Genomic DNA, 22,789 nt, shown 5'->3' with positions numbered 1-22,789 from the left:
AAGGCAGAGGCATGACGCAACTTCCTGGCCGCCGCGGCGAGCCGCGAATGGGACACCGCTCACCGGGGCGCAGTGGTCTTTATGACCCGGCGAACGAGCACGACGCCTGCGGCGTCGCGTTCGTCGTCGACATGCATGGCCGCCGTAGCCGCGACATCGTCGACAAGGCTATTACGGCTTTGCTGAACCTGGAGCACCGTGGTGCTGCGGGTGCGGAACCCAACTCCGGTGACGGTGCGGGCATCATGATCCAGCTCCCGGACAAGTTCTTCCGGGCCGCGCTGGACGAAAGTGGTGCCGCGTTCCAGTTGCCGCCGGAGGGCTCCTACGCCACCGGTATCGCATTCCTGCCGCAGGCCCGCCGTGAGGCGGCCCGTGCCTGCTACCGGGTCGAGAAGATCGTCAAGGAAGAGGGCCTGGCCGTACTCGGCTGGCGCGAGGTTCCGATCGACGAGTCCTCGCTCGGCGCGCTCTCGCGCGATGCCATGCCGACCTTCCGGCAGCTGTTCATCGCCTCGCCGGCCGCGGTGTCCAACAGCGGCTCCGCAAGCTCCGTCGACGCTGCCGAGCAGCTCAGCGGAATGGATCTGGAGCGGCGTGCCTACGTCGTGCGCAAGCGGGTCGAGCACGAGCTCGGCAAGCAGGGTGCCGGTGAGGGCGCGGTCGGCCGCGAGACGGTCTACTTCCCGAGCCTGTCCGGTCAGACCTTCGTCTACAAGGGCATGTTCACCACCCCGCAGCTGCGGGCGTTCTACCTCGATCTGCAGGACCATCGGGTGGAGTCGGCGCTGGGCATCGTGCACTCGCGCTTCTCGACCAACACCTTCCCGTCCTGGCCGCTGGCCCATCCGTTCCGCCGGGTGGCGCACAACGGTGAGATCAACACCGTCACCGGTAACGAGAACTGGATGCGCGCTCGTGAGGCGCTGCTGAACTCCGAGATCTTCGGTACCGATCACGAGGGCGCCAACCGGCTGGAGAAGGTTTTCCCGGTCTGCACCCCCGGCGCCTCGGACACCGCGCGTTTCGACGAGGTGCTCGAACTGCTGCACCTGGGCGGCCGCAGCCTGCCGCACGCCGTGCTGATGATGATCCCGGAAGCCTGGGAGCGGCACGAGTCGATGGATCCGGCGCGGCGCGCCTTCTATCGCTACCACTCCATGCTGATGGAGCCGTGGGACGGCCCGGCCTCGGTGTGCTTCACCGATGGCACGGTCGTCGGCGCGGTGCTGGACCGCAACGGTCTGCGTCCCTCGCGTATCTGGGTCACCGAAGACGGCCTGGTCGTCATGGCCTCCGAGGTCGGCGTGCTCGATATCGAGCCGTCGAAGGTGGTCCGCAAGGTCCGGCTGCAGCCCGGCCGCATGTTCCTGGTCGACACCTCCCAGGGCCGCATCCTCAGCGACGACGAGGTGAAGTCGCAGCTGGCCTCCGAGGCGCCCTACCAGGAGTGGCTGGACGAGGGCATCATCAAGCTCGCCGAGCTGCCCGATCGCCCGCACGAGCACATGTCGCACGATCGCGTGCTGATCCGTCAGCAGATCTTCGGATACTCCACAGAGGAACTGAATCTGCTGATCTCGCCGATGGCCAAGACCGGCGGCGAAGCGCTCGGTTCGATGGGTACCGACACCCCGATCGCGGTCCTGTCGTCGCGTCCGCGGCTGCTGTTCGACTACTTCGCGCAGCAGTTCGCTCAGGTGACCAACCCGCCGCTGGATGCCATCCGCGAGGAGGTGGTCACCAGTCTGCGCAGCACCATCGGTCCCGAGGCCGATCTGCTGCACCCGGGTCCGGAGTCCTGTCGCCACATCACGCTCACCCAACCGATTCTCGACAACGACGAGCTGGCCAAGCTCGTCCACATCAACGACGACGGTTCCAAGCCGGAACTGCGTTCGGTCGTGGTGCGTGGCCTCTACCCGGTGAAGAAGGGTGGCAAGGGGCTGCGGAAGTCCCTCGAGGCCATCAACGCCCAGGTGTCGGCCGCGATCGACGGTGGCGCGCGCATCATCGTGCTGTCCGACCGGGAATCCAACGAGAAGCTGGCGCCGATCCCGTCGCTGCTGCTCACCGCGTCGGTGCACCACCACCTGGTGCGCGAGCGGACCCGGACCAAGGTCGGCCTGGTCATCGAGGCCGGTGACGCCCGCGAGGTGCACCACATGGCCATGCTGATCGGCTTCGGCGCTGCCGCGATCAACCCGTACATGGCCTTCGAGTCGATCGAGGACATGCTCGATCGCGGTGGCCTGGAGATGCCGGGCAGCACCGGCGACAAGGCCGCCGACTTCGACGCCGCGGTGAAGAACTACAACAAGGCCGCCGGTAAGGGTGTGCTGAAGGTGATGTCCAAGATGGGCATCTCCACGGTCGCCTCCTATCGCGGCGCCCAGCTGTTCCAGGTCATCGGCCTGTCGCAGGAACTCTGCGATCAGTACTTCACCGGCCTGAACTCGCCGCTGGACGGTATCGGCCTCGACGACATCGCCGATGAGGTCGCCACCCGGCATCGGGTCGCCTTCCTGGAGAACCGCAACGAGCGCGCGCACCGCGAGCTCGAGATCGGCGGTGAGTACCAGTGGCGGCGCGAGGGTGAGCTGCACCTGTTCAACCCGGACACCGTGTTCAAACTGCAGCACGCGACCCGTTCGGGTCAGTACTCGATCTTCAAGGAGTACACCAAGCTGGTCGACGACCAGTCCGAGCGGCTGGCCTCGCTGCGTGGTCTGTTCAAGTTCAAGACCGAGACCCGGCACGCGATCCCGATCGACGAGGTCGAGCCGGCCAGCGAGATCGTCAAGCGCTTCTCGACCGGTGCGATGAGCTACGGCTCCATCTCGGCCGAGGCGCACGAAACCCTCGCCATCGCGATGAACCGCCTCGGCGGCCGCTCCAACTCCGGTGAGGGCGGCGAGTCGGTGACCCGCTTCGAGCCCGAGGAGAACGGCGACTGGCGGCGCAGTGCGATCAAGCAGGTGGCCTCGGGTCGCTTCGGCGTGACCGCGCACTACCTGACCAACTGCACCGACATCCAGATCAAGATGGCCCAGGGTGCCAAGCCGGGTGAGGGCGGTCAGCTGCCCGCGCACAAGGTGTACCCGTGGGTCGCCGAGGTGCGGCACTCCACACCGGGTGTCGGCCTGATCTCGCCGCCGCCGCACCACGACATCTACTCGATCGAGGATCTGGCCCAGCTGATCCACGACCTGAAGAACGCGAATCCGCAGGCTCGGATTCACGTGAAACTTGTCGCGGAGCCGGGTGTGGGCACGGTCGCCGCTGGAGTTTCGAAGGCGCACGCCGATGTCGTGCTGATCTCCGGTCACGACGGTGGTACCGGTGCGTCCCCGCTGACCTCGCTCAAGCACGCGGGTGGCCCGTGGGAGCTCGGCCTGGCCGAAACCCAGCAGACCCTGCTGCTCAACGGTCTGCGCGACCGGATCGTGGTGCAGGTCGACGGTCAGATGAAGACCGGTCGCGATGTGCTGATCGGCGCGCTGCTCGGTGCCGAGGAGTACGGTTTCGCGACCGCTCCGCTGGTGGTCTCCGGCTGCGTCATGATGCGCGTCTGCCACCTCGACACCTGCCCGGTCGGCGTCGCCACCCAGAATCCGGTACTGCGCCAGCGCTTCACCGGTAAGCCCGAATTCGTCGAGAACTTCTTCATGTTCATCGCCGAAGAGGTGCGGGAGCTGCTGGCCTCGCTGGGTCTGCGCACGCTCGACGAGGCCATCGGCCGCGTCGATCTGCTCGACACCACCAAGGCCAAGGCGCACTGGAAGGCGAGCAAGCTGGACCTGTCGCCGATCCTCGACGATGTCGAGACGGCGTTCATGTACCAGGACCGTCGCAACACCAAGACCCAGGACCACGGTCTGGACAAGGCGCTGGACAACCAGCTCATCGCGCAGTCGGCGGATGCCCTCGAGCGCGGTAAGCCGGTCAAGTTCGAAACCAAGATCACCAACGTGAACCGCACGGTCGGCACCATGCTCGGCCATGAGGTGACCAAGCTGTACGGTGGCGCCGGCCTGCCCGACGAGACCATCGACATCACGTTCACCGGTTCGGCGGGCAACAGCTTCGGCGCCTTCGTACCGGCCGGCATCACGCTGCGGGTCTTCGGTGACGCGAACGACTATGTCGGCAAGGGCCTCTCGGGCGGCCACCTGATCGTTCGCCCGTCGCTCAATGCGCCGGAGTCGTTCGTGGCCGAGGAGAACATCATCGCGGGCAACGTGATCCTGTTCGGCGCCACCAGCGGTGAGGCATTCATCCGCGGCGTGGTCGGCGAGCGGTTCGGTGTGCGCAACTCGGGTGCCACCGCGGTGGTCGAGGGTGTGGGCGACCACGGCTGTGAGTACATGACCGGTGGCCGGGTCGTCATCCTCGGTGAGACCGGTCGCAACTTCGGCGCCGGTATGTCGGGTGGTATCGCCTACATCTACAACCCGAACGGCACATTCGAAGCCAACCTCAATACCGAACTGGTCGATATCGAACAGCTCGAGGGCGAGGACTTCACCTGGCTGCGCGACGTCGTCGCGAGCCATCGCGAGGAGACGGGTTCGGCGGTTGCCGAACGCATCCTCAGCGATTGGTCGCAGCAGGTGAACCACTTCGTGAAGGTTATGCCTCGCGACTACAAGAAGGTATTGCTCGCTATCTCCGAGGCTGAGAAGGCCGGGCGGGATGTCGACGAGGCGATCATGGAGGCCGCTCGTGGGTAATGAGAGAGTTCTGCAGGTGGCGTCGACGAGGCGCTGTGACCATTCGGGGGCCGCACGTGGGTGACGCACAGGGATTTCTGAAGCACACCAGCAGGGAACTGCCCAAGCGCCGCCCGGTGCCGTTGCGCCTCATGGACTGGAAAGAGGTCTACGAGGAGGACTTCTCCCACGAGACGCTGCAGACCCAGGCCAGCCGGTGTATGGACTGCGGCATTCCGTTCTGCCACAACGGTTGCCCGCTCGGGAACCTGATTCCGGAGTGGAACGACCTGGTCTTCCGGGGTAACTGGCGCGAGGGTATCGATCGCCTGCATGCGACCAACAACTTCCCGGAGTTCACCGGGCGGCTGTGCCCGGCGCCGTGTGAGGCGTCGTGTGTGCTCGGGATCAACCAGGATCCGGTCACCATCAAGCAGGTCGAGGTCGAGCTCATCGAGAACGCCTTCGACGAGGGCTGGGTCGCCCCGATCTACCCGACTCGCCTGACCGGTAAGAAGGTCGCGGTCGTCGGTTCGGGTCCGGCCGGTCTGGCCGCGGCCCAGCAGCTGACTCGCGCCGGTCACACCGTGACGGTGTTCGAGCGCGACGACCGCATCGGTGGCCTGCTGCGCTACGGCATTCCGGAATTCAAGATGGAGAAGCGCTTCATCGATCGCCGTCTCGCGCAGATGGAGGCCGAGGGCACCATCTTCAAGGCCGGTGTGAACGTGGGTGTCGACATCACGGCCGAGCAGTTGCAGGAGCGGTTCGACGCGGTGGTACTGGCCGGTGGTGCGACCATCGCGCGTGACCTGCCCATTCCGGGCCGCGATCTGGACGGCATCCATCAGGCGATGGAGTTCCTGCCGCTGTCCAACCGGGTGCAGCTGGGTGATCGGATCACCGATGACGAGGGCCTGCCGCGGATTCACGCCAGGGGCAAGAAGGTCGTCATCATCGGTGGCGGTGACACCGGCGCCGACTGCCTGGGCACCTCGCATCGGCAGGGTGCGGAGAGCATCCACCAGTTCGAGATCATGCCGAAGCCGCCGGAGGAGCGGGCCGAGTCGACCCCGTGGCCGACCTACCCGCTGATGTTCCGCGTCTCCTCCGCACACGAGGAGGGTGGTGAGCGCGTCTTCTCGGTGAACACCGAGCGGTTCGTGGGTGCGGACGGCAAGGTGACCGGGCTGCAGGCGCACGAGGTGAAGAACGTCAACGGCCGGTTCGAGAAGGTCGAGGGCACGGACTTCACCCTGGAAGCCGATCTGGTCCTGCTGGCCATGGGCTTCGTTGGCCCGCAGAAGCCGGGTCTGCTCGAGGATCTGGGCGTGGGTTACGACCAGCGCGGCAACGTCAAGCGCGGTAAGGACTTCCAGACCACCGTGCCCGGTGTCTTCGTCGCCGGCGATATGGGCCGTGGTCAGTCGTTGATCGTCTGGGCCATCGCCGAGGGCCGGGCCGCCGCCTCCGCGGTGGACCGCCACCTCGAGGGTGAGACCGCACTGCCGTCGCCCATCGCCCCGACAGCGGTTCCCCAGCGTTGATTCGCTGATCGAACAACCGAGGTGCCCACGGACTTTCGAGTCCGTGGGCACCTCGCTTCGGTCGTCCTTCCAGGGGGAATGGCAACTCACATCCCAAACACCGGAAATCGGACGGGATTTCGATCTCGGATGGCAGTTCGCCGGTACCACCGTTATTCTGATTTCCGAAATGCCGTCGATTCACGCCTTCATCCGGCGTGGGCAGTTATCGGATATGTGCTCGGGCAGTATCGCTTCGCCAGGAATTCACCGCCCGGCAATCCGATGACGGCATCATGATCGGCGAAGAAATTCGGGATGCCCGGCGTGGGCTTACTTGAACTGGAGCAGCATGCGGTTGAAGAAGGTTGTCGCGGCCGCCGGAGCGGCGGTGGCGGTACTGGCTGGAGCGGTTTCGGGTTCCGCACTCGGAAGCGGCACTGCGGCCGCGGCACCCGGGTGCCCGAGCCTGTATGTCGTCGCGATCCCGGGCACCTGGGAGACCGGTGACCACAAGCCCGAGGACATGGTCGGCCCCGGCATGTTGTCGGGGGTGACCCGTGGGCTACCGAGCTCGGCGGAGGTCGACTACGTCAGCTATGCCGCGACCGCCTTCCCCTGGGAGGGCGACGTCTACGGTGCCTCCAAGAAGGCGGCCACCGACAATGCGCGCGGACTGATCCAGGGGATGGCCGCGCGCTGCGGTGCCACCCACTACGCCCTCGTCGGCTACAGCCAGGGTGCGGATGCCGCGGGTGATCTGGCCGCCGAGATCGGCACCGGCCTCGGTGTGATTCCGCCGGACCGCCTCTCGGGCGTCGGTCTCATCTCCGATCCGCGGCGTTCGCCCACCGACGTCCAGGTGGGCCCGGTGGTCGGCGGTGCCGGTGCGGGCGGTCCGCGGGTGGGCGGCTTCGGCTTCGTGAGCGACCGGGTGCGCACCATCTGCGCGGCCGGCGACCTGTACTGCTCCACCGAGGACACCGACTATGTGACCCGCTTCGCGGGTTTCCTGGCGCAGGCATCCGGTGCCAGTGCGGTGAACCTGTGGCGCTACCAGCTCGAGGCCAGTTCGATCGTCGGTGATCTGATGTCGCACGGCGGTATCGCGACCCTGCAGGCGCAGCTCACCGACGGCGCCAACAAGCAGCGGGTGCAGCAGTTGGAGAGCTTCTACGGCTCCGGCACGCACACCTCCTACGGTGACTACGGCGTCGGCGGCGGCCAGACCGCGATCAGCTGGATGCACAACTGGATCGCCGGAATGGCGTGATGCACAGCCGGATCCGCGTCGGCTGACACGGAATCATTCGAGGGCCGCTCCCACGGGGGCGGCCCTCGAACCGTTTCGGGGTCGAACCGGGCCTATCCTTCGGAACCGGTCGGGGGCACCAGCAACATCCACCGGTGACCGAATGGATCGACAACGACCGAACCGCGGCCGTAGGGCTGATCGCGTGGCGGCCGTTCGACGTGGGCTCCGTGTTCGGCCGCGCGCCTGGTGGTCTCGTCCACATCGGCGACCTGGAGATGGAGCGTGTGGCTGTGCGTGGATCCGGTCGGTGCGCCGACCGGGACGTCGGGCCACAGGTCGGACTGCTCGGCCAGCATCAGGACGGAATCGCCGATGGCGACCTCGGCGTGCCCGATCGTGCCGTCGGCGTTCACGATCGGCTCACTCCGCCGGATGGCTCCGAAAACCGTGCCATACCAGGTGAGAGCGCGTCTGGCATCGCTCACCACGATGTAGGGGCACAGATCCGGGTGGTCGGTCCGCTTCGCTGTGGCGGTTGTTCGAGTCTCGGCATCGGTCATGGTCGCACCTCCGGTTTTCACTACGGCGTCGCGCAGTCGCTCGCGCAGCTGCTCGGCGAATGACGGGTCGGGATCCACGGGTTCGACGGGTGTGCGAAGGGCATCCAGTGGGTCGTTCATCTCAGCCCTCCTCTCCCGAATAGGCCCGGCGAAAGGCGTTGCGGGCCCGCACCAGCAGCGCCTCGGTCGCGTGAAGCGTGCGATCGAGATGGTCGGCCACTTCGCGCACCGGCAGACCGTCCACATACCGCAAGGTCAGCGCGGCCCGGTGCGGTGGCGCCAGTGTCGTGAGGACATCCCTGGCGCGGATCGCATCGATCTCCACATCCCAGGGATCCCAGAGATCGTCGCCGGCCGGTTCGCTCTCCAGCACCCGAAGGCCGCGCCGTTCGCGTTCGGTCCTTCGCCAGTGATCGGCGAGTTTGTGCCGGGCCACGCCGATCAACCAGGCCACCGACAGCGTGGGTGCACCCGGTTTGCGCACGGCGTCGACGGCGGCCAGAAAGGTCTCCGCGGTGAGATCCTCGGCGAGCTGACGTTGTCCGCAACGCGCGAGCAGGTAGCCGTAGACGTGCGGCAGCGCCTTGTCGTACAGCTCCAGCAACCCGAATGCGGGATCGGGTCGCACGCGCGGTGTCGTGCTCACATCTTCATAGTCGTCCGGGCGGCGGGATTTCCGACGGGGCGCCACGAACTTTTCTCGAAGTCGGCGGATATCCGGTGGCACGGCGAAGGCCACCCCTGGCCCAGGGGTGGCCTTCGAATGTGACCCGAGAGAAGGTCGATCTAGCCCGCCGAACCGGTCGACGGGAGCTGGAACGGCAGCTGCGGGCCCGGTGCGGGTGCCGGTGCGGGTGCCGGCTGGTTGTGGTCGTCGTGGTTCGGCCCGCCGGGGCCACGGTCGCCCTGGTTGCCGGGGTTGTGATTGTCACGGTCGCCGGGGTTGTGGTTGTCGCGGTCGATGGCGACCGCGGAGGGAGTATCGGCGAAGGCGGGGACGGCGACGGCGGCCAGCGGGACGACTACCAGTGCGCCGGCGACGGCCACTCGGCTCACCATCCGGCGGGTGCGGTTCTTCTGCTTCACGGTGGTCTGCAAGATCTCAGCCTCTCCTGATCGGAATATGAAGCCGCAGTGAGATTTTGGATCGAGAGTTCGATCCGGGCGGCTCATGTGACAATCAAAACGCCGCCGACTGGGATTGGCATAGCTACGACCTGTGAACCGGTTATGAGACGACGGATCGCGCTGTGCGAGTGACTTTTTCACCATCCGACGCGGAAACGAACGAGGGCCGCTCCCCGCGGAGCGACCCTCGTGGTCGTCGGTTGTGAATATCGGCCGATCAGCCCGCCGAACCGGAGGGCGGCGGGGGAAGGAAGCCACCGGGACCACCGGGACCGCCCTGCCAGCCACCGGGACCACCGGGGCCACCGGGGCCACCTTGCCAGCCACCGGGACCACCCGGACCGCCCTGCCAGCCACCGGGACCACGATCGTGGTCGTGGTCGTGATCATGGCGCGGACCGGGGCCATCGTGGTCGTGCCAGTCGATCTGCGTGGCGGACGGGGTGTCGGCGAACGCGGGGACCGCGACCGCCGCGATGGGCGCGGCGGCGATGGCGCCGGCAATCGCGACACGGGTGAACAGCCGACGATGAGAAGAACTCTTCGAGGAGAGCAACGTATTACCTTTCTCTCGGATCGTGGGCCGGCTCGCACCGGCCCACACTGCCCATCGAACGTCGTGGCGCTGGGATGCCAAGCAATTCACACTGGTAATCGGCTGTGAGTTTCGGGCGGTCAGTCTTCATCCGCGGCAGGGCGATTGCGTGGCAGCAACTCCCAGACATGACTGTTCTCATTGATCGTCGCGGCGGTGCGCGCGCCACTTCGCGAGTACAGGATTCGAGTGATCGAACAGTAATCGATCGGAAAGGTCAACGGTCGTTCGAGTTCGAGAATGTCCTGGAGCGCAACATTGATCACTCCGCCGTGCGCGAAGGCGACGACCGTATCGGCCGGTTCGGCCGCGGCGACGATATCCGCGATCGTCCCCAGGACCCGTGTCACGAATCCGGGACCGTCGATCTGCTCGGGCAGATATCCCGCCTTGATCCGGTCGTAGCTTGCCCGGAAGTCGCGTTTGGCGTCCTCGATCGGAATGTAGGCGGGCAGGTCCCGGTCGTATTCCGCCAGGCCGTCCAGCACCTCGATCGGTAGTCCCAGTGCCTCGGCCGTCGGCTCCGCGGTCGAGAATGCCCGTCGCTGCGGACTGCTCACCACCCGCGCGATCCGATGCTCACCACCGGCGAACCGGCTGATCACGGCCGGAACCCGGCCGGCCTGTTCGGATCCCAGCTCGGTGAGTTCGGGATCGGCCGGTCCGGAGGTGGTCAGCACCCGCCCGGGCTGGGCGTGGCGCACGAGAACAAGCTGCACGGATCCACTCTGCCGGACGCGGGTGCACGGACGGTGCACGGGTATACCGCCACGGTCCGATCAGCGCGACTCCCCCTGTCCGGTACGTGGTTTGACCAGCGGGAACGGCAATGTCTCCCGGATGCTGCGCCCGGTGATCAGCATGACCACGCGGTCCACGCCCATCCCCAGGCCACCGGTCGGCGGCATGGCGAACTCCAGTGCCTCGAGGAAGTTCTCATCCAGTTCCATGGCTTCCGGATCGCCGCCCGCGGCCAGCAGCGACTGTTCGGTGAGGCGACGGCGCTGTTCGATCGGGTTGGTCAACTCGCTGTAGGCGGTGCCGAGTTCCACACCCCACGCCACCAGATCCCAGCGTTCGGCCACACCGTCGATACTGCGGTGAGCGCGGGTCAGCGGGGAGACCGAGGTCGGGAAGTCGATGTAGAAGGTCGGCTCCTGGGTACGGTCCTCCACCAGGTGTTCGTACATCTCCAGCACGATCTGGCCCGCATCCCAGCCGGGCTGATACGGCACATCTGCCTTGTCGCACAGCAGGCGCAACCGGTCCACATCGGTATCGGGGGTGAGGGTCTCGCCGATCGCCGCCGAGATCGCGCCGTGCACCGTACGCACCGGCCAGTCACCGGAGATGTCGACCTCGATCAGATTGCCGTCGTCGTCCGGGCGCAGTGCCACACAGGTACCGTTGGCCGCGATCGCGGCGTTCTGGATCAGCTGCCGGCAGGCGTGCATCATGCGCTCATAGTCGCTGTGCGCCTCGTAGGCCTCGAGGATCGTGAATTCCGGATTGTGGCTGTAGTCCACACCCTCGTTGCGGAAGACCCGGCCCAGTTCGAACACCTTCTCCATACCGCCGACGCACAACCGCTTCAGATACAACTCGGGAGCGATCCGCAGGTAGAGATCCAGGTCGTAGGCATTGATGTGGGTCATGAACGGTGCGGCATTCGCACCGCCGTGTACCTGCTGCAGCACCGGCGTCTCGACCTCGAGGAATCCCCAGTCGTTCAACGTGTCCCGCAGCGACCGGACCACCGCACTGCGTTTGGCCAGCACCTCGCGGGCCTCGACGTTGATCGCCATGTCGACGTAGCGCTGCCGGACCCGCGCCTCGGGATCTGCGAGGCCGCGCCACTTGTCCGGTAGCGGATGCAGGCATTTGCCGATCATCCGCCAGTCCTGCGCCAGCAGTGACAGCTCGCCTCGGCGGCTGGTGCCGATCTGCCCGCTGACCTCGATCAGATCACCCAGATCGAAGTATTCGCCGAAGGACTGTGAGCGGTGCGCGCCGACCCGGTCGCGGTCGATGAGGATCTGAATATCGTCGGACCAGTCCCGGACCACCACGAAGGTGACGCCACCGTAGTCGCGAACGCGCAGGACCCGCCCGCAGATCCGCACGGTGGTGCCCTTGGGCGAGCGGCGGGCGTCGGCGATCGAATGGGTCGGGGCGTAGGCGACCGGGTAGGCGTCGACCCCGGCCCGCTCCAGCCGCTGGACCTTGTCCATCCGGACGCGTACCTGCTCGGGGCGACGGGCGGCGGCCTGTTCCAGTGCCGACGGCGGTGCCTCGGGCGGACTGCCGTCGGCGTGCAGGCCGGTGACGGTGGCCGGCACCGCCGAATGCAGACCGGTGTGGGCCAGGGCATCGGGCTGTTTGCCGAACCGCGGCAGGAATCCCTCGGCCAGGGCGCTGGCCAGGGCGACCCGGGGCAGCTGCCGGCGTTCCTCGAAGATGAAGAACCGCGGCACCCACTGCGGCTGATACTTCACATTGGATCGGTACAGCGCCTCGAGCTGCCACCAGCGGCTGAAGAACATCAGCACGCTGCGCCACAGCCGCAGCACCGGGCCGGCGCCGATCCGGCCACCCTCCTCGAACACCGAGCGGAAGACCGCGAAGTTCAGCGAAACCCGGGTGATCCCGTACTGTTCCGAGCTCAGTGCCAGCTGGGAGATCATGAATTCCATGATTCCGTTGGGACCCTTGGGGTCCCGGCGCATCACATCGAGCGAGACACCGGCGCGTCCCCACGGCACCAGCGAGAGCATGCCCCAGACCCGCCCGTCGTGGTCGACCGCCTCGACCAGCAGGCTGTCGCCGTCCAGACGGTCGCCCAGGCGGCCCAGTGCCATCGAGAATCCGCGCTCGGTCTCGGTATCGCGCCAGGAGTCCGCGCGGGCGATCATCCGGGACATCTCCTCGGGCGACAATTCGCTGTGCCGGCGGATTCGCGCCGTGAAACCCTGCTTGCGCAGGCGGTTTGCGGCCTGCCGCACCTGTTTCATCTCCGGTCCGGCCAGGGAGAACGACCGGGTGTCCAGAATCGCCTCGTCGCCCAGGCGCAGCGCCGACAGCCCGGCGCGACGGTAGGCCGTGGCGCCGAGTTCACCGGCGCCCATGACCGCGGGGGCCCAGCCGTATTCGTCGGCCAGGCGCAACCAGGCATCGATGGCCTGCGGCCATGCCTCCCGCATCCCGATCGGATCGCCGGAGGCCAGACATACCCCGAGCTCGACCCGGAAGGTGATCGCGGCCTTACCGCTGGGCGCGAACACCACCGCCTTGTCGCGGCGGGTGGCGAAGTAGCCCAGGGAGTCTTCGACATCGGAGCGGGCGAGCAGGCCGCGGACCGCTGATTCGTCGAGTCCGGTCATCGCATTGGACGCGCGTTGCGAGCGGAACAGCACAATCGCCGCGGCCAGCAGCGCCACCGCGCCGAGCAGGCCGAGCAGCAGATTCACCGGATGTGGCGGACGGCCGTCGAAGTTGTTGTCGGCGACCAGAATTGTCGCGGTGACCCGTGAGACCGCCCACAGCGGCCGTTGCGCGCCGTGCGGCAGGCTGCCCGGCAGCAGCTCGACCAGACCCCAGCCGAGCAGACAGCCGGCCACCAGTCCGCTGATCAGGACGCCCAGCGCCTTCCACACCGCCCCGCGCCGGACCCGTGTGTAGAACTCGGGCCACGCGGCGATCATCAAACCGACCACGGCCACGTGGACGATCAGAGCGACCAGCGCGTGCGGGTCCTGTTCCTCGGCGAAGTCCAGCGCGTTGGCCACGGCGAACAACGCCATGTAGGCCACGAACAGCCACCAGGCGATGCGTTTTCGCGATGCCGTCGCCCCGGCGAGCAGACCGATGATCACCGCCCACATCAGATTGGTGTCGGGCGCGTCGAAGTAATAGGCATCGAGGTAGTGCCGCGGGACCGAGGTGAGGAAACGCAGCCCCGGCGAAATACTCCACAGCGCACAGAGAATCGAGAAGACACCGAGAACGAGGCCGAGTACGTGCGGGACTTCACTCAGTCGACCGTGAGCGCGATGCGGAACCGGTGAAGACGGGGATCTGGCATCGCGATCGTGGAGCTGGTCCTGCATGGAAGTCACCGAACCAGTGTGCGTGCCGGGATCGCCGGAGGGGAGAACGTCGGCGGGCGAGTCCTGCTCGTGCACGGTCATATTCGGTTCTCCCGCCGGACTCGGGCAAATGGGGCTTGCCGGACTCGGGTCGGACGTACCACCCACCCCCTGATGGGGGCGGCGTGCGGCCCGCCGATTGCGGCGGTAAAGATGTAACCCATGTCGGATCCAGTCGATGTGCCGATCGAAGACGAAATCATTCGGCTCGGGCAATTCCTGAAGCTGGCCAATCTCGTTGACGGAGGGTCGGAGGCGAAGACCGTGATCGCCGCGGGACTCGTACGTGTCAACGACGAGGTGGAACTACGGCGGGGACGCCAGCTACAGGCCGGCGACCTCGTCGTCTTCGCCGGCCATCGCGTCCGGGTGGCAGCGGGCTGATCCGGCCGATCATTCCGTGCGGACGACGACCCCGTCGTGATCGCTGTAGAGCATCTCGCCCGGCACGAAGCTGACCCCACCGAATTCCACCGGTACATCGCGCTCGCCCGATCCGGTCTGGGTGCTCTTACGGGGGTTGGTGCCCAGCGCCTTCACGCCGATCTCGAGGGTACGCAGGATCGCCGAGTCCCGCACCGCGCCGTTGACCACGACACCGGCCCAGCCGTTGTCGACACCGCGGCCGGCGATGATGTCGCCCACGAGCGCGGTGTGGATACTCGCGCCGCCGTCGACGACGAGGACGCGGCCCGCGCCGGGTTCGCCGAGCGTCTGCTTGACCAACAGGTTGTCCTGGAAGCAGCGAATGGTGACGATTCGGCCACTGAACACCGGATGGCCGCCGAACTGCGTGAACTGCGTATCACAGCTGCGGATCTCGGGGCCGATCTCGTCCGCGAGGTCGGCGGTTGCCACATGGTTTGCTGATTCGGTCACCGGACTAGCTTGCCATGACACCGGTCCGCGGATCCTGAGACCTTCCTGGCAGCGCCGCGTCCTCTCAGACGTCGCGGGCCTGCCGGTATTCGGCGATTCGGGTGGTCAGATTGTGTGCGGTGTGTTTGACCGAGAGCTTCACGAACGGCTCGATCGTCTTACCCAGTACCTTGCCCGCGAGACCGCCCGGTACCCGGTATTCGACGATCGCGTCCACCGTGCAGGAGTTCTCGTCCCGCGGATGGAACAGGAAGGTCGACTCGATCTCGAATCCGGTGACGGCCTTCACCGCGATGGCCACGTTCTTCTCCCAGCGCACGATCTCGAGGCGGGAGTTCAGGGTGGCCGGCCCGAGTTTGATTTCGGTGTCGAAGGTGGCGCCGACCCCGGAGACCCGCTCGGTGATCGGGCGGAACGCATGAACCTCGCTGACGAATTCCGGCAGATGCCGGTAATCGTCGACGTAGTCGAACGCGATCTCGGCCGGGGCGGCGCAATCGGCGACGATCTTCACTGCGGTCATGGTGTAAATCTAGGATCAGGCGGTGACCGACAGCGCGGCGGCCAGCCCGAACGCCACCGCCATCACCCCGACCTCGATCAGCGCCCGGCGCAACGAGGATGCGGCATCCATCCGGTGGTCGCTCGCCCGCGGCACCCAGGTTCGCCGCCACCACCAGCCGAGCCCGAGCAGGGCGAGGACCATGACGGTCTTGGCGACCAGAATCCGTCCGTACCCGGTGTCGAACAGTGCGCCCGGCCCGCCGATCCGGATCAATCCGTTGCACACCCCGGTCACCGTCACCGCCGCGACCGCCGGTAACGCCCACCCGGAGTATCGCGGCAGCACCGCCGCCCATTCGCCTCGGCTGCGCACGACCAGAGCCAGTGCCAGCAGCACGCCGAACCAGGCCGCCGCCGCCAGTGCGTGCACCGCGGCCAGTACCGAACCCAGCGTCTGCTGCGACATGTGCCCGGTGACCGGCCGCAATACCAGGGTGACCGCCGCGAACACCAGTACCAGGTCGGCGGTCGTGTGCTCGGGCCGCCGATGGGCCAGGGTGCTGTAACCGGTCACCGCGATCGTGCCGACCAGGACGGCGATACCGATCTGCCCGCCGCTGATGTGGGCGAGGTAGTCGCCGAAATCGTGTGCGCGCAGGCGGAGAACCGATACGCCCACCACCTCGGCAGCCTCGGTGGCCAGCAGTACGAATTCCGTCACGGCCCACAGCCCGCCGAAAACGGCCAGCATCCGCCATACCGGCTGCAGCCGATCGTGCAACCGGGGGAGGGCGGCCAGGCCCAGGACCGTCGCGCCGAGCCCGTCGGCCAGCGCCCGCACGGGCGCCTCCGCCTGTACCGGGTCGGGCGCGGCGAGCGCCCAGCCGAGGAGCACACCGGCCAGGACGGCCAGGACGACCAGCGGCAGTGTGTAACGCAGTGTCGCCGAAGTGCCGCCGGTCGTCCTCGATGTCACGACTTGCTGTCCCTGTCCGACCGGCGTGCCGGACCGTTGTTCCGGCCGACGCCGAACAACGCGAACGCCAATCCACCGGCGAACAGGAGCACCGCGGGCACGATGAACACCCACAGCGGAATGCCGCCGGAATCCTTGTCGCCGCCGGAGCCGTTCGAGGCATCGGCCTTCGGGCCCGGCGTGCCGTGTCCGGGCGCGGTGAGCTCGAATGTCCGGGTACCGCTGACCGGGTGGCCGTCGGCCGAGGTGACCCGATAGGCCATCGTGTAGGTGCCGGCCGGACCCAGATCGCCCACCTCGACACTCACGGTCGGGCCGTCCACCACGGGCTTACCCCTCGACCACAGATTCCCGTCCGGGCCGACGACGGTCAGGGACGGGAAGCTGGGCTGCAGATTCTCGTTGAAGGTGACGCTCACCCGGGCCGGGCCGGTGGTGATCTGCGCACCGTCGGCCGGATCGGTGGAGACCACCGTCGAATGCGCACCGGCCGGACCGGCCACCGTGATCGCGATACCGCCCAGGGCCAGCACGGTGGCCAGGGCGAGGACGATTCGGCGGATCATGCGCGCCGGCTCCGGATCACGGCGCCCAGTCCCAGTGCCGCACCCAGAGCGCCGAGTACCAGTCCGATTCCGCCCAGCCAGCGGGCGGTGTCATCGGCCTCGGCATGATCGGAATCCTGGCCGGCGGCCTCCTGATGATCGGAGCTGTCGTGCTCACTGCCGGCCGCGGACAGGTGCACGGTGGGGGCGGGGTGTTCGGGTTCGTCGCCGCCCGCGGGCATCGGCTCGTTCCAGTTGACGATCTTGCCGTCGCTGTAGGTCTGGGTCGCCGGGAAACTGACCGAGTCCTGCTTGGGCAGCGGACCCACCGCCAGCGTGAATCGCTGGAACTGCTCGGGCGTGATTCCCGGATTACCGGGATTGGCGGTCCAGGTCACCGACGTGACCTCGTTCTTGTCGTTCTTCTCGATGTGGGCGCTCCAGCCCGGGATGGGTTCGGTGCGGGCCCCGGCCAGCTGCGGCAGGGCAACGGTCAGTTTGGTGGTGGACGCGGTCGCCGATTCGGTCGGCACCCGGAAGGTGACGACGCCGTAGCCACCCTGCGCCGCGCCGGCGGCATCGGCGGTGACGTGCGCGGCGGCGGTTCCGGTGGCGAACAGAGCGAATCCGGCGGCGGCGCCGGTGGCGATCAGGGCGCGCGACAGTGTGCTGGGCATGCGTGAGCTCACGATGGATGACTTTCTGGTACCTGGCGAGATGCCTGTGGAATGGAAATCGGATCAGGCGAATACCGGAGGCGCGCGGGAGCTCACCGCGCGTCCGTTCAGCCGCTGCCACGGCTGTCGCGGATCGGGACGCCACCGTGTGGTGGCGAGAATCGGGAGTGCGCGCGGCCGGGTCGTGATCGCGCGTACCGATCGAGACACCGCGGCATAGAGCCGTTCGGCGGCGACGATGAGCAGCGCGCAGACGATGGTCGCGATCGCGTGCGCCGCGGCCATCCAGCCGTTCTGCACGGCGAGAACATCACCACCGCAAGATGTTTCACCGGTGTCGTGTGCGGGCAGCACGCTGAGCGCCAGATGCGCCACACCCTGTCCGCCGCCGAGGGCCGCGAGTCCGGCCGCGCGCCCCCAGCGTGCCGGGGGCAGCATCGAGGCGGATATCCCTGTCGCCGTGGCGATCAGCAACAGCAGCGTCAGCGCCGCGGAACCGGGATGGCCACCACCGGCCCAGCCGTGCGCGGCCACCGCGAGAACGGCCACCGCCACGCCGACCAGACCGCCGCGCACGGCGCCGGTGCCCGGTCGGCGGATGCCGCCCGGCGATCCGATGGCCGGTCGATCACGGTGGCGCATGGTGACTTTCGGTGATCAGTGCACGCCGAGGCGCGCGAGAATATCGGCTTCGACGCCGGACAGTTCATTGGAGATGGAGGTGTGTACCGCGCGCCGCCGCGGGGCGGGCATCTGCTCGGCGGTGCGCACGGCGGCCGACAGGCTGCCGAGCCGGTCGCGGGTGGCGGCCACGAACTTCTTGTTCTCACCGTTCTTGTCGCCGGTGTCGGCGATCCCGTCCAGCGTCGACTCCACCCCGGCGATTCGAGCCTGCAGCCGGGCGCCGTGGCCGGTGAAATTGCCCAGATCACCGATGTCGATGCCCAGCTGATGAGCGCGACGGTTGTCGATCTGGCCCCGGATGTAGGTGGCGGCCCGGTAGGCGAGCGGGGCCAGGACCGGAACCAGCACGCGCGCGACACCCAGATACTTCTTCATCTGGCTCGCGGTCAGCAGCTCCCGGTCGGCGCGCTCTGCCGTCTTGGCGGCCGCTTTCTCCTCCGCCTTCAGGGTCGCGATCTGGGCCTTGGCGACATCGCGCTGGGTACGCAGTTCGGCGCGGTTGCGTTTGCGTTCGTTGCGGGCGCCGAGCTTGGCCTCCATCGCAGCCTTGTGCTTGAGGGCTTTCGCCTCGGCCCTCCGGTCGGCACGACGCTTGCGCTTGGTGAACGACCCCAGCAAACCCATTCGAAAGGCCTTCCGTCACGAAGTTTCCGTCATGCGGACGTACCCACATGCCACACGGTTTGCGCCAACTGTAGCGGGAGAGACGCATGGTGCGGATGGCGAGGTTGTCGGGGGGAGGGACCATACTGCATAGCGTGTATTCGGGCAGTGGCGACCGGGACGGTCACGAAGACGACGGTGCAGGCGACCAGGCGCGGGCGGCCGCGTCGAGAGCCGTCACCGCCGCCGCGGACGCGGTGACCACCGCCGATGCTCCGGCTGATCCCGCCGAGGGCGTGGCGGCCACCACCGCGCGGGTCGCCTATGTGGACGCACGCGCATTGGTCGGCTGCCGCCATCGGCTGCATCTGGACGCCACCCATCCGGAACGACTGTCCGGGGTATCGGAGGACGTGGGCGTCAAACAGCGCCGCGAAGCCGCCACCGCTCACCGCGCGAAGGTCCGCGACACCCTGGTCGCCGCCGATCCGGAGAACTGGGTCGTCATCGATCCCGATCGGTCGGCGAGCACTCGCGCCGAGGCGACCCTGGCCGCCTGTGCCGAAGGAGTACAACGAATCTGGGGCGCGGTCCTGCCGCAGGAGCCGGACACCGGCCGCCGCGGCGGCTGCGAGATCCTGCTGCGCGATGCGGACCGGGGTGGATACATCCCGATCATCGTGGTGAACCACAAGGTCACCGATCCGCGCCAGCCCGACCCCGCCGATTTCCACCCCACCACCTCGGACCTGTATCACTGGGATCCTCGGCCGGACCGGCACGTCCGCATCCGGACACAACCGCGTGATCAGCAGCGTCTCGCGCATCTGTACCGCATGCTGCAGCGGCACGGCCTCGCGAGTCCCGCGCTGGTCGGCGGCGCGATCGGCTACCACTTCGACCGGATCCTGGTGCACGATCTGGCCCCGGTGCTCGAGGAGTACGACCGTCGCTACGCCGACCGGATCGCGGTGGTCCGTGGTCAGCTGCCGACGGTGCCGTCCAAGGTGCCCGAATGCCGGCAGTGCCCCTGGTGGTCACGCGCACCGATGTCCCGTGACGGTGCCGAGCCGGCCGGACCGAGCTGTGAGGGCTGGCTGGCGGCCCATCGCGATGTCAGTCTGGTCGCCCCGGGGTCGAGGGCGGAGCTGCTGCGCCGGCACGGGGTACAGACCATCGACGATCTGGCCGGATGGACGGGCGAGGAGCCGGAGGACTGGCAGTACGAACCCTTCGGCGAAACCGTCGTCACCGCGCGGGCCTGGATCTCGGGTGCGCCGCTGGTCCGCCGGGTGGAGCGGGTGCAGGTGCGCCGCGCCGATGTCGAGGTGGACGTCGATCTGGAGAGCTATCAGGAGCACGGCGCCTACCTGTGGGGCACCCTGCTCGACGGGGTGTACCGGCCCTTCCTCACCTGGGATCCGCTGCCCACCGGTGACGAGGCCCGATCGTTCGGCGAATTCTGGACCTGGTTGATGGCGGTGCGTGCCGAGGCCACCGGCGCCGGCAAGACCTTCGCCGCCTATTGCTATTCGCGCACCGCCGAGGACAAATGGCTCTACGAATCGGCCCGCCGGTTCGCCGGAATGCCGGGCGTGCCCACTCCGGACCAGGTACGGGCCTTCGTCGACGGCCCGGAGTGGGTGGACATGTTCCAGGCGGTATCGGAGCAGTTCATCTGCCCGAACGGGAAAGGGCTCAAGAAGATCGCTCCGGTCGCCGGATTCGGCTGGCGTGATCCACAGGCGAGCGGCGAGGCATCGATGAGCTGGTACCGGCTCGCGGTCGGTTACGACGCCGAACCGGACATGTCCCAGCGCACCCGGCTGCTGGAGTACAACGAGGACGATGTGCGTGCCACCCAGGTCCTGCGCGATTGGATGTCTCCGCTGGTCCCGGCCCCGCACAGCGCCGATGCCGAGGTGCCCGCGATGACCGACTTTCGCAACCCCGACCCTGTCCGTCGTAATATCTGCACGTGACCGATCACGTCGAACAAATGGAGTTTCAGGCCGAGACCCATCAGCTTCTGGAACTGATGATCCACTCGGTCTACTCGAACAAGGACACGTTCCTCCGCGAGTTGATCTCGAATGCCTCCGACGCACTCGACAAGCTGCGGCTCGAGTCGTACCGCGACAAGGATCTCGAGGTCGACACCTCGGATCTGCACATCGAGCTCGAGGTGGACACCGATGCCCGGGTACTGACCGTTCGCGACAACGGCGTCGGCATGTCGCGCGCCGAGGTCGTCGATCTGATCGGCACCCTGGCCAAATCCGGTACCGCCGAATTGCGTCGGCAGCTGCTGGAGGCCAAGGGTGGCGATGCCGGGAGCGGCGAGAATGCCGTCAGCTCCGAGGACCTCATCGGCCAGTTCGGTATCGGCTTCTACTCGACTTTCATGGTGGCCGACAAGGTCACCCTGACCACCCGCCGCGCCGGGGAGACCGAGGGCACCCGCTGGGAGTCCGCCGCCGGCAGTTCCACCTACACCATCGAGACCCTCGATGCCGCCCCGCAGGGCACCGCGGTATCGCTGCATCTCAAGAGTGCCGACGAGGACGATCACCTCTTCGACTACACGCAGGAGTGGAAGCTCCGCGAGATCGTCAAGAAGTACTCGGACTTCATCTCGTGGCCCATTCGGATGACCGTCGAGCGCACGGTCACCGAGGGTGAAGGCGAGGAAAAAGAAGAGAAGACCATCCTCGAGGAGCAGACGCTCAATTCGCAGAAGGCGCTGTGGACGCGTCCGCGCAGCGATGTCTCCGACGAGGAGTACAGGGAGTTCTACAAGCACGTCTCGCACGCATGGGACGATCCGCTCGAGATCATCCCACTCAAGGCCGAGGGTACCTTCGAATATCAAGCGCTGCTGTTCATTCCGTCGCAGGCGCCGTTCGATCTGTTCCAGCGTGAACACAAGCGCGGCGTGCAGCTGTACGTGCGCCGGGTGTTCATCATGGACAACTGTGAAGAGCTCATGCCGGAGTACCTGCGCTTCGTCAAGGGCGTGGTGGACGCGCAGGATCTGTCTCTGAACGTCTCGCGGGAAATCCTGCAGCAGGACCGGCAGATCCAGATGATCCGCAAGCGCCTGGTCCGCAAGGTGCTCTCGACGATCAAGGATCTGCAGGGCGCCGAGATCCCCGAGGGCGAGTCGGCCGCGGACAGCAAGTACCGCACCTTCTGGAACGAATTCGGCCGGGTCCTCAAGGAGGGTCTGCTGTCGGACTTCGACAACCGCGAAACCATCCTGCAGGTCTCGTCTTTCGCGTCGACGAACTCCGATTCGGAGCCGACCACGCTGGCGCAGTACGTCGAGCGGATGACCGAGGGCCAGGACAAGATCTACTACATGACCGGCGAGAGCCGGCAGCAGATCGAGAACTCTCCGCATATGGAGGCGTTCAAGGCCAAGGGCCTCGAGGTGCTGGTCCTCACCGATCCGGTCGACGAGATGTGGGTCGGTTCGGTACCCGAATTCGACGGCAAGGCCTTCCAATCCATCGCCAAGGGCGAGGTGGATCTGGAGACCGAGGAGGAGAAGAAGGCCTCCGAGCAGCTGCGGGAGCAGCAGGAGAAGGATTTCGGCGAGGTGCTGAAATTCCTGCAGGAGAAGTTGGACGACAGCGTCAAGGAGGTCCGCCTGACCTCGCGTCTGACGACCTCTCCGGCCTGCATCGTGGGCGATGTCTTCGACTTCACCCCGCAGCTCGAGCGCATGTACCGCGCATCCGGCCAGGCGCTACCGGAGTCCAAGCGGATCCTGGAGCTCAATCCGGATCACCCCCTGGTCACCGGTCTGCGTGATGCCCACGCCAAGGACGAGAAGTCCGACGATCTCGGTGCGACCGCGGAATTGCTCTACGGCACAGCGGTTCTCGCCGAAGGCGGTGAACTGAAGGATCCGGCGCACTTCGCGCAACTGCTGGCGGATCGGCTCACCAAGACCGTCTGATCGGCCGCCGCGAATACGTGAGGCTCGCACGGACTT

Annotated in this window: 19 protein-coding genes; 6 read left to right on the top strand and 13 right to left on the bottom strand. The window is 67.0% G+C overall.

The genetic code is table 11. The features are described from left to right. Window positions 1-47 precede the first annotated feature (47 nt). The 3 genes from gltB to AB0L57_RS06780 all read left to right on the top strand — a co-directional run bounded on the left by gltB (window position 48) and on the right by AB0L57_RS06780 (window position 7,511). On the top strand, window positions 48-4,733 hold the full coding sequence (gene gltB / locus AB0L57_RS06790) for a glutamate synthase large subunit (protein ID WP_364959290.1): 4,686 nt from the start codon (window positions 48-50) through the stop codon (window positions 4,731-4,733). Between the two features lie 56 nt (window positions 4,734-4,789). After that, window positions 4,790-6,259, top strand: coding sequence for a glutamate synthase subunit beta (locus AB0L57_RS06785; protein WP_364959288.1), 1,470 nt, complete (start codon window positions 4,790-4,792; stop codon window positions 6,257-6,259). Window positions 6,260-6,590: 331 nt separating this feature from the next. Then, window positions 6,591-7,511, top strand: coding sequence for a cutinase family protein (locus AB0L57_RS06780; RefSeq protein ID WP_364958301.1), 921 nt, complete (start codon window positions 6,591-6,593; stop codon window positions 7,509-7,511). Between the two features lie 92 nt (window positions 7,512-7,603). Here the strand turns inward: AB0L57_RS06780 and AB0L57_RS06775 are convergent, their stop codons facing one another. The 6 genes from AB0L57_RS06775 to lysX all read right to left on the bottom strand — a co-directional run bounded on the left by AB0L57_RS06775 (window position 7,604) and on the right by lysX (window position 13,882). Continuing rightward, window positions 7,604-8,173 (bottom strand): VOC family protein, encoded by a 570-nt coding sequence (locus tag AB0L57_RS06775; protein WP_364958298.1) that lies wholly within the window; start codon window positions 8,171-8,173, stop codon window positions 7,604-7,606. Between the two features lies 1 nt (window position 8,174). After that, window positions 8,175-8,699: a sigma-70 family RNA polymerase sigma factor gene (locus AB0L57_RS06770; RefSeq protein WP_364958295.1), complete on the bottom strand. Its 525-nt coding sequence runs from the start codon at window positions 8,697-8,699 to the stop codon at window positions 8,175-8,177. A 140-nt stretch (window positions 8,700-8,839) separates the two neighbouring features. Continuing rightward, entirely contained in the window at window positions 8,840-9,151 is a 312-nt protein-coding gene (locus tag AB0L57_RS06765; RefSeq protein ID WP_364958292.1) for a hypothetical protein, read from the bottom strand. 247 nt (window positions 9,152-9,398) lie between these two features. Continuing rightward, complete coding sequence (locus tag AB0L57_RS06760; RefSeq protein WP_364958289.1) at window positions 9,399-9,737, bottom strand: hypothetical protein; 339 nt, start codon at window positions 9,735-9,737, stop codon at window positions 9,399-9,401. Window positions 9,738-9,856: 119 nt separating this feature from the next. Next, the gene (locus AB0L57_RS06755) at window positions 9,857-10,495 is read right to left on the bottom strand and encodes a histidine phosphatase family protein (protein WP_364958286.1); all 639 of its coding nucleotides are present in this window, start codon (window positions 10,493-10,495) and stop codon (window positions 9,857-9,859) included. A gap of 60 nt (window positions 10,496-10,555) precedes the next feature. After that, window positions 10,556-13,882, bottom strand: coding sequence for a bifunctional lysylphosphatidylglycerol synthetase/lysine--tRNA ligase LysX (lysX, locus tag AB0L57_RS06750; protein WP_364959286.1), 3,327 nt, complete (start codon window positions 13,880-13,882; stop codon window positions 10,556-10,558). A 201-nt stretch (window positions 13,883-14,083) separates the two neighbouring features. Here lysX and AB0L57_RS06745 point away from each other — a divergent pair, with 201 nt between their 5' ends. Further along, window positions 14,084-14,305: an RNA-binding S4 domain-containing protein gene (locus AB0L57_RS06745; protein ID WP_364958283.1), complete on the top strand. Its 222-nt coding sequence runs from the start codon at window positions 14,084-14,086 to the stop codon at window positions 14,303-14,305. A gap of 9 nt (window positions 14,306-14,314) precedes the next feature. Here AB0L57_RS06745 and rraA read toward each other — a convergent pair whose 3' ends face one another. The 7 genes from rraA to AB0L57_RS06710 form a co-directional block, all read right to left on the bottom strand. Next, a complete protein-coding gene (rraA, locus tag AB0L57_RS06740; RefSeq protein ID WP_364958281.1) occupies window positions 14,315-14,800 on the bottom strand; it encodes a ribonuclease E activity regulator RraA in 486 nt (161 codons plus the stop codon). 64 nt (window positions 14,801-14,864) lie between these two features. Beyond that, the gene (locus AB0L57_RS06735; RefSeq protein WP_364958278.1) at window positions 14,865-15,323 is read right to left on the bottom strand and encodes an SRPBCC family protein; all 459 of its coding nucleotides are present in this window, start codon (window positions 15,321-15,323) and stop codon (window positions 14,865-14,867) included. Window positions 15,324-15,338: 15 nt separating this feature from the next. Next, a complete protein-coding gene (locus AB0L57_RS06730; RefSeq protein ID WP_364959284.1) occupies window positions 15,339-16,244 on the bottom strand; it encodes a CopD family protein in 906 nt (301 codons plus the stop codon). A gap of 32 nt (window positions 16,245-16,276) precedes the next feature. Further along, window positions 16,277-16,846 carry a copper resistance CopC family protein gene (locus AB0L57_RS06725; protein WP_364958276.1) on the bottom strand — a complete coding sequence of 190 codons (570 nt, stop codon included), beginning with the start codon at window positions 16,844-16,846 and terminating at the stop codon, window positions 16,277-16,279. After that, the gene (locus AB0L57_RS06720) at window positions 16,843-17,502 is read right to left on the bottom strand and encodes a YcnI family protein (protein ID WP_364959283.1); all 660 of its coding nucleotides are present in this window, start codon (window positions 17,500-17,502) and stop codon (window positions 16,843-16,845) included. The genes AB0L57_RS06725 and AB0L57_RS06720 overlap by 4 nt, the downstream gene beginning before the upstream one ends. A gap of 63 nt (window positions 17,503-17,565) precedes the next feature. Beyond that, window positions 17,566-18,144, bottom strand: coding sequence for a hypothetical protein (locus AB0L57_RS06715; RefSeq protein ID WP_364958274.1), 579 nt, complete (start codon window positions 18,142-18,144; stop codon window positions 17,566-17,568). A 15-nt stretch (window positions 18,145-18,159) separates the two neighbouring features. Beyond that, entirely contained in the window at window positions 18,160-18,801 is a 642-nt protein-coding gene (locus AB0L57_RS06710; RefSeq protein WP_364959281.1) for a DUF6474 family protein, read from the bottom strand. Window positions 18,802-18,944: 143 nt separating this feature from the next. On the opposite strand from AB0L57_RS06710, the gene AB0L57_RS06705 reads away from it, so the two are divergent. Both AB0L57_RS06705 and htpG read left to right on the top strand, forming a co-directional pair. Beyond that, window positions 18,945-20,771 carry a TM0106 family RecB-like putative nuclease gene (locus AB0L57_RS06705; RefSeq protein ID WP_364958271.1) on the top strand — a complete coding sequence of 609 codons (1,827 nt, stop codon included), beginning with the start codon at window positions 18,945-18,947 and terminating at the stop codon, window positions 20,769-20,771. Then, window positions 20,768-22,753, top strand: coding sequence for a molecular chaperone HtpG (htpG, locus tag AB0L57_RS06700; RefSeq protein ID WP_364958268.1), 1,986 nt, complete (start codon window positions 20,768-20,770; stop codon window positions 22,751-22,753). Before AB0L57_RS06705 ends, htpG begins: the two co-directional genes overlap by 4 nt. Window positions 22,754-22,789 lie beyond the last annotated feature (36 nt).

Origin of the sequence: Nocardia sp. NPDC052254 (assembly GCF_040679495.1) — a bacterium.
Taxonomy (GTDB): domain Bacteria; phylum Actinomycetota; class Actinomycetes; order Mycobacteriales; family Mycobacteriaceae; genus Nocardia.
Note: the sequence above shows the minus strand (reverse complement) of the source record. Positions and strands in the feature narration are given on the sequence as shown.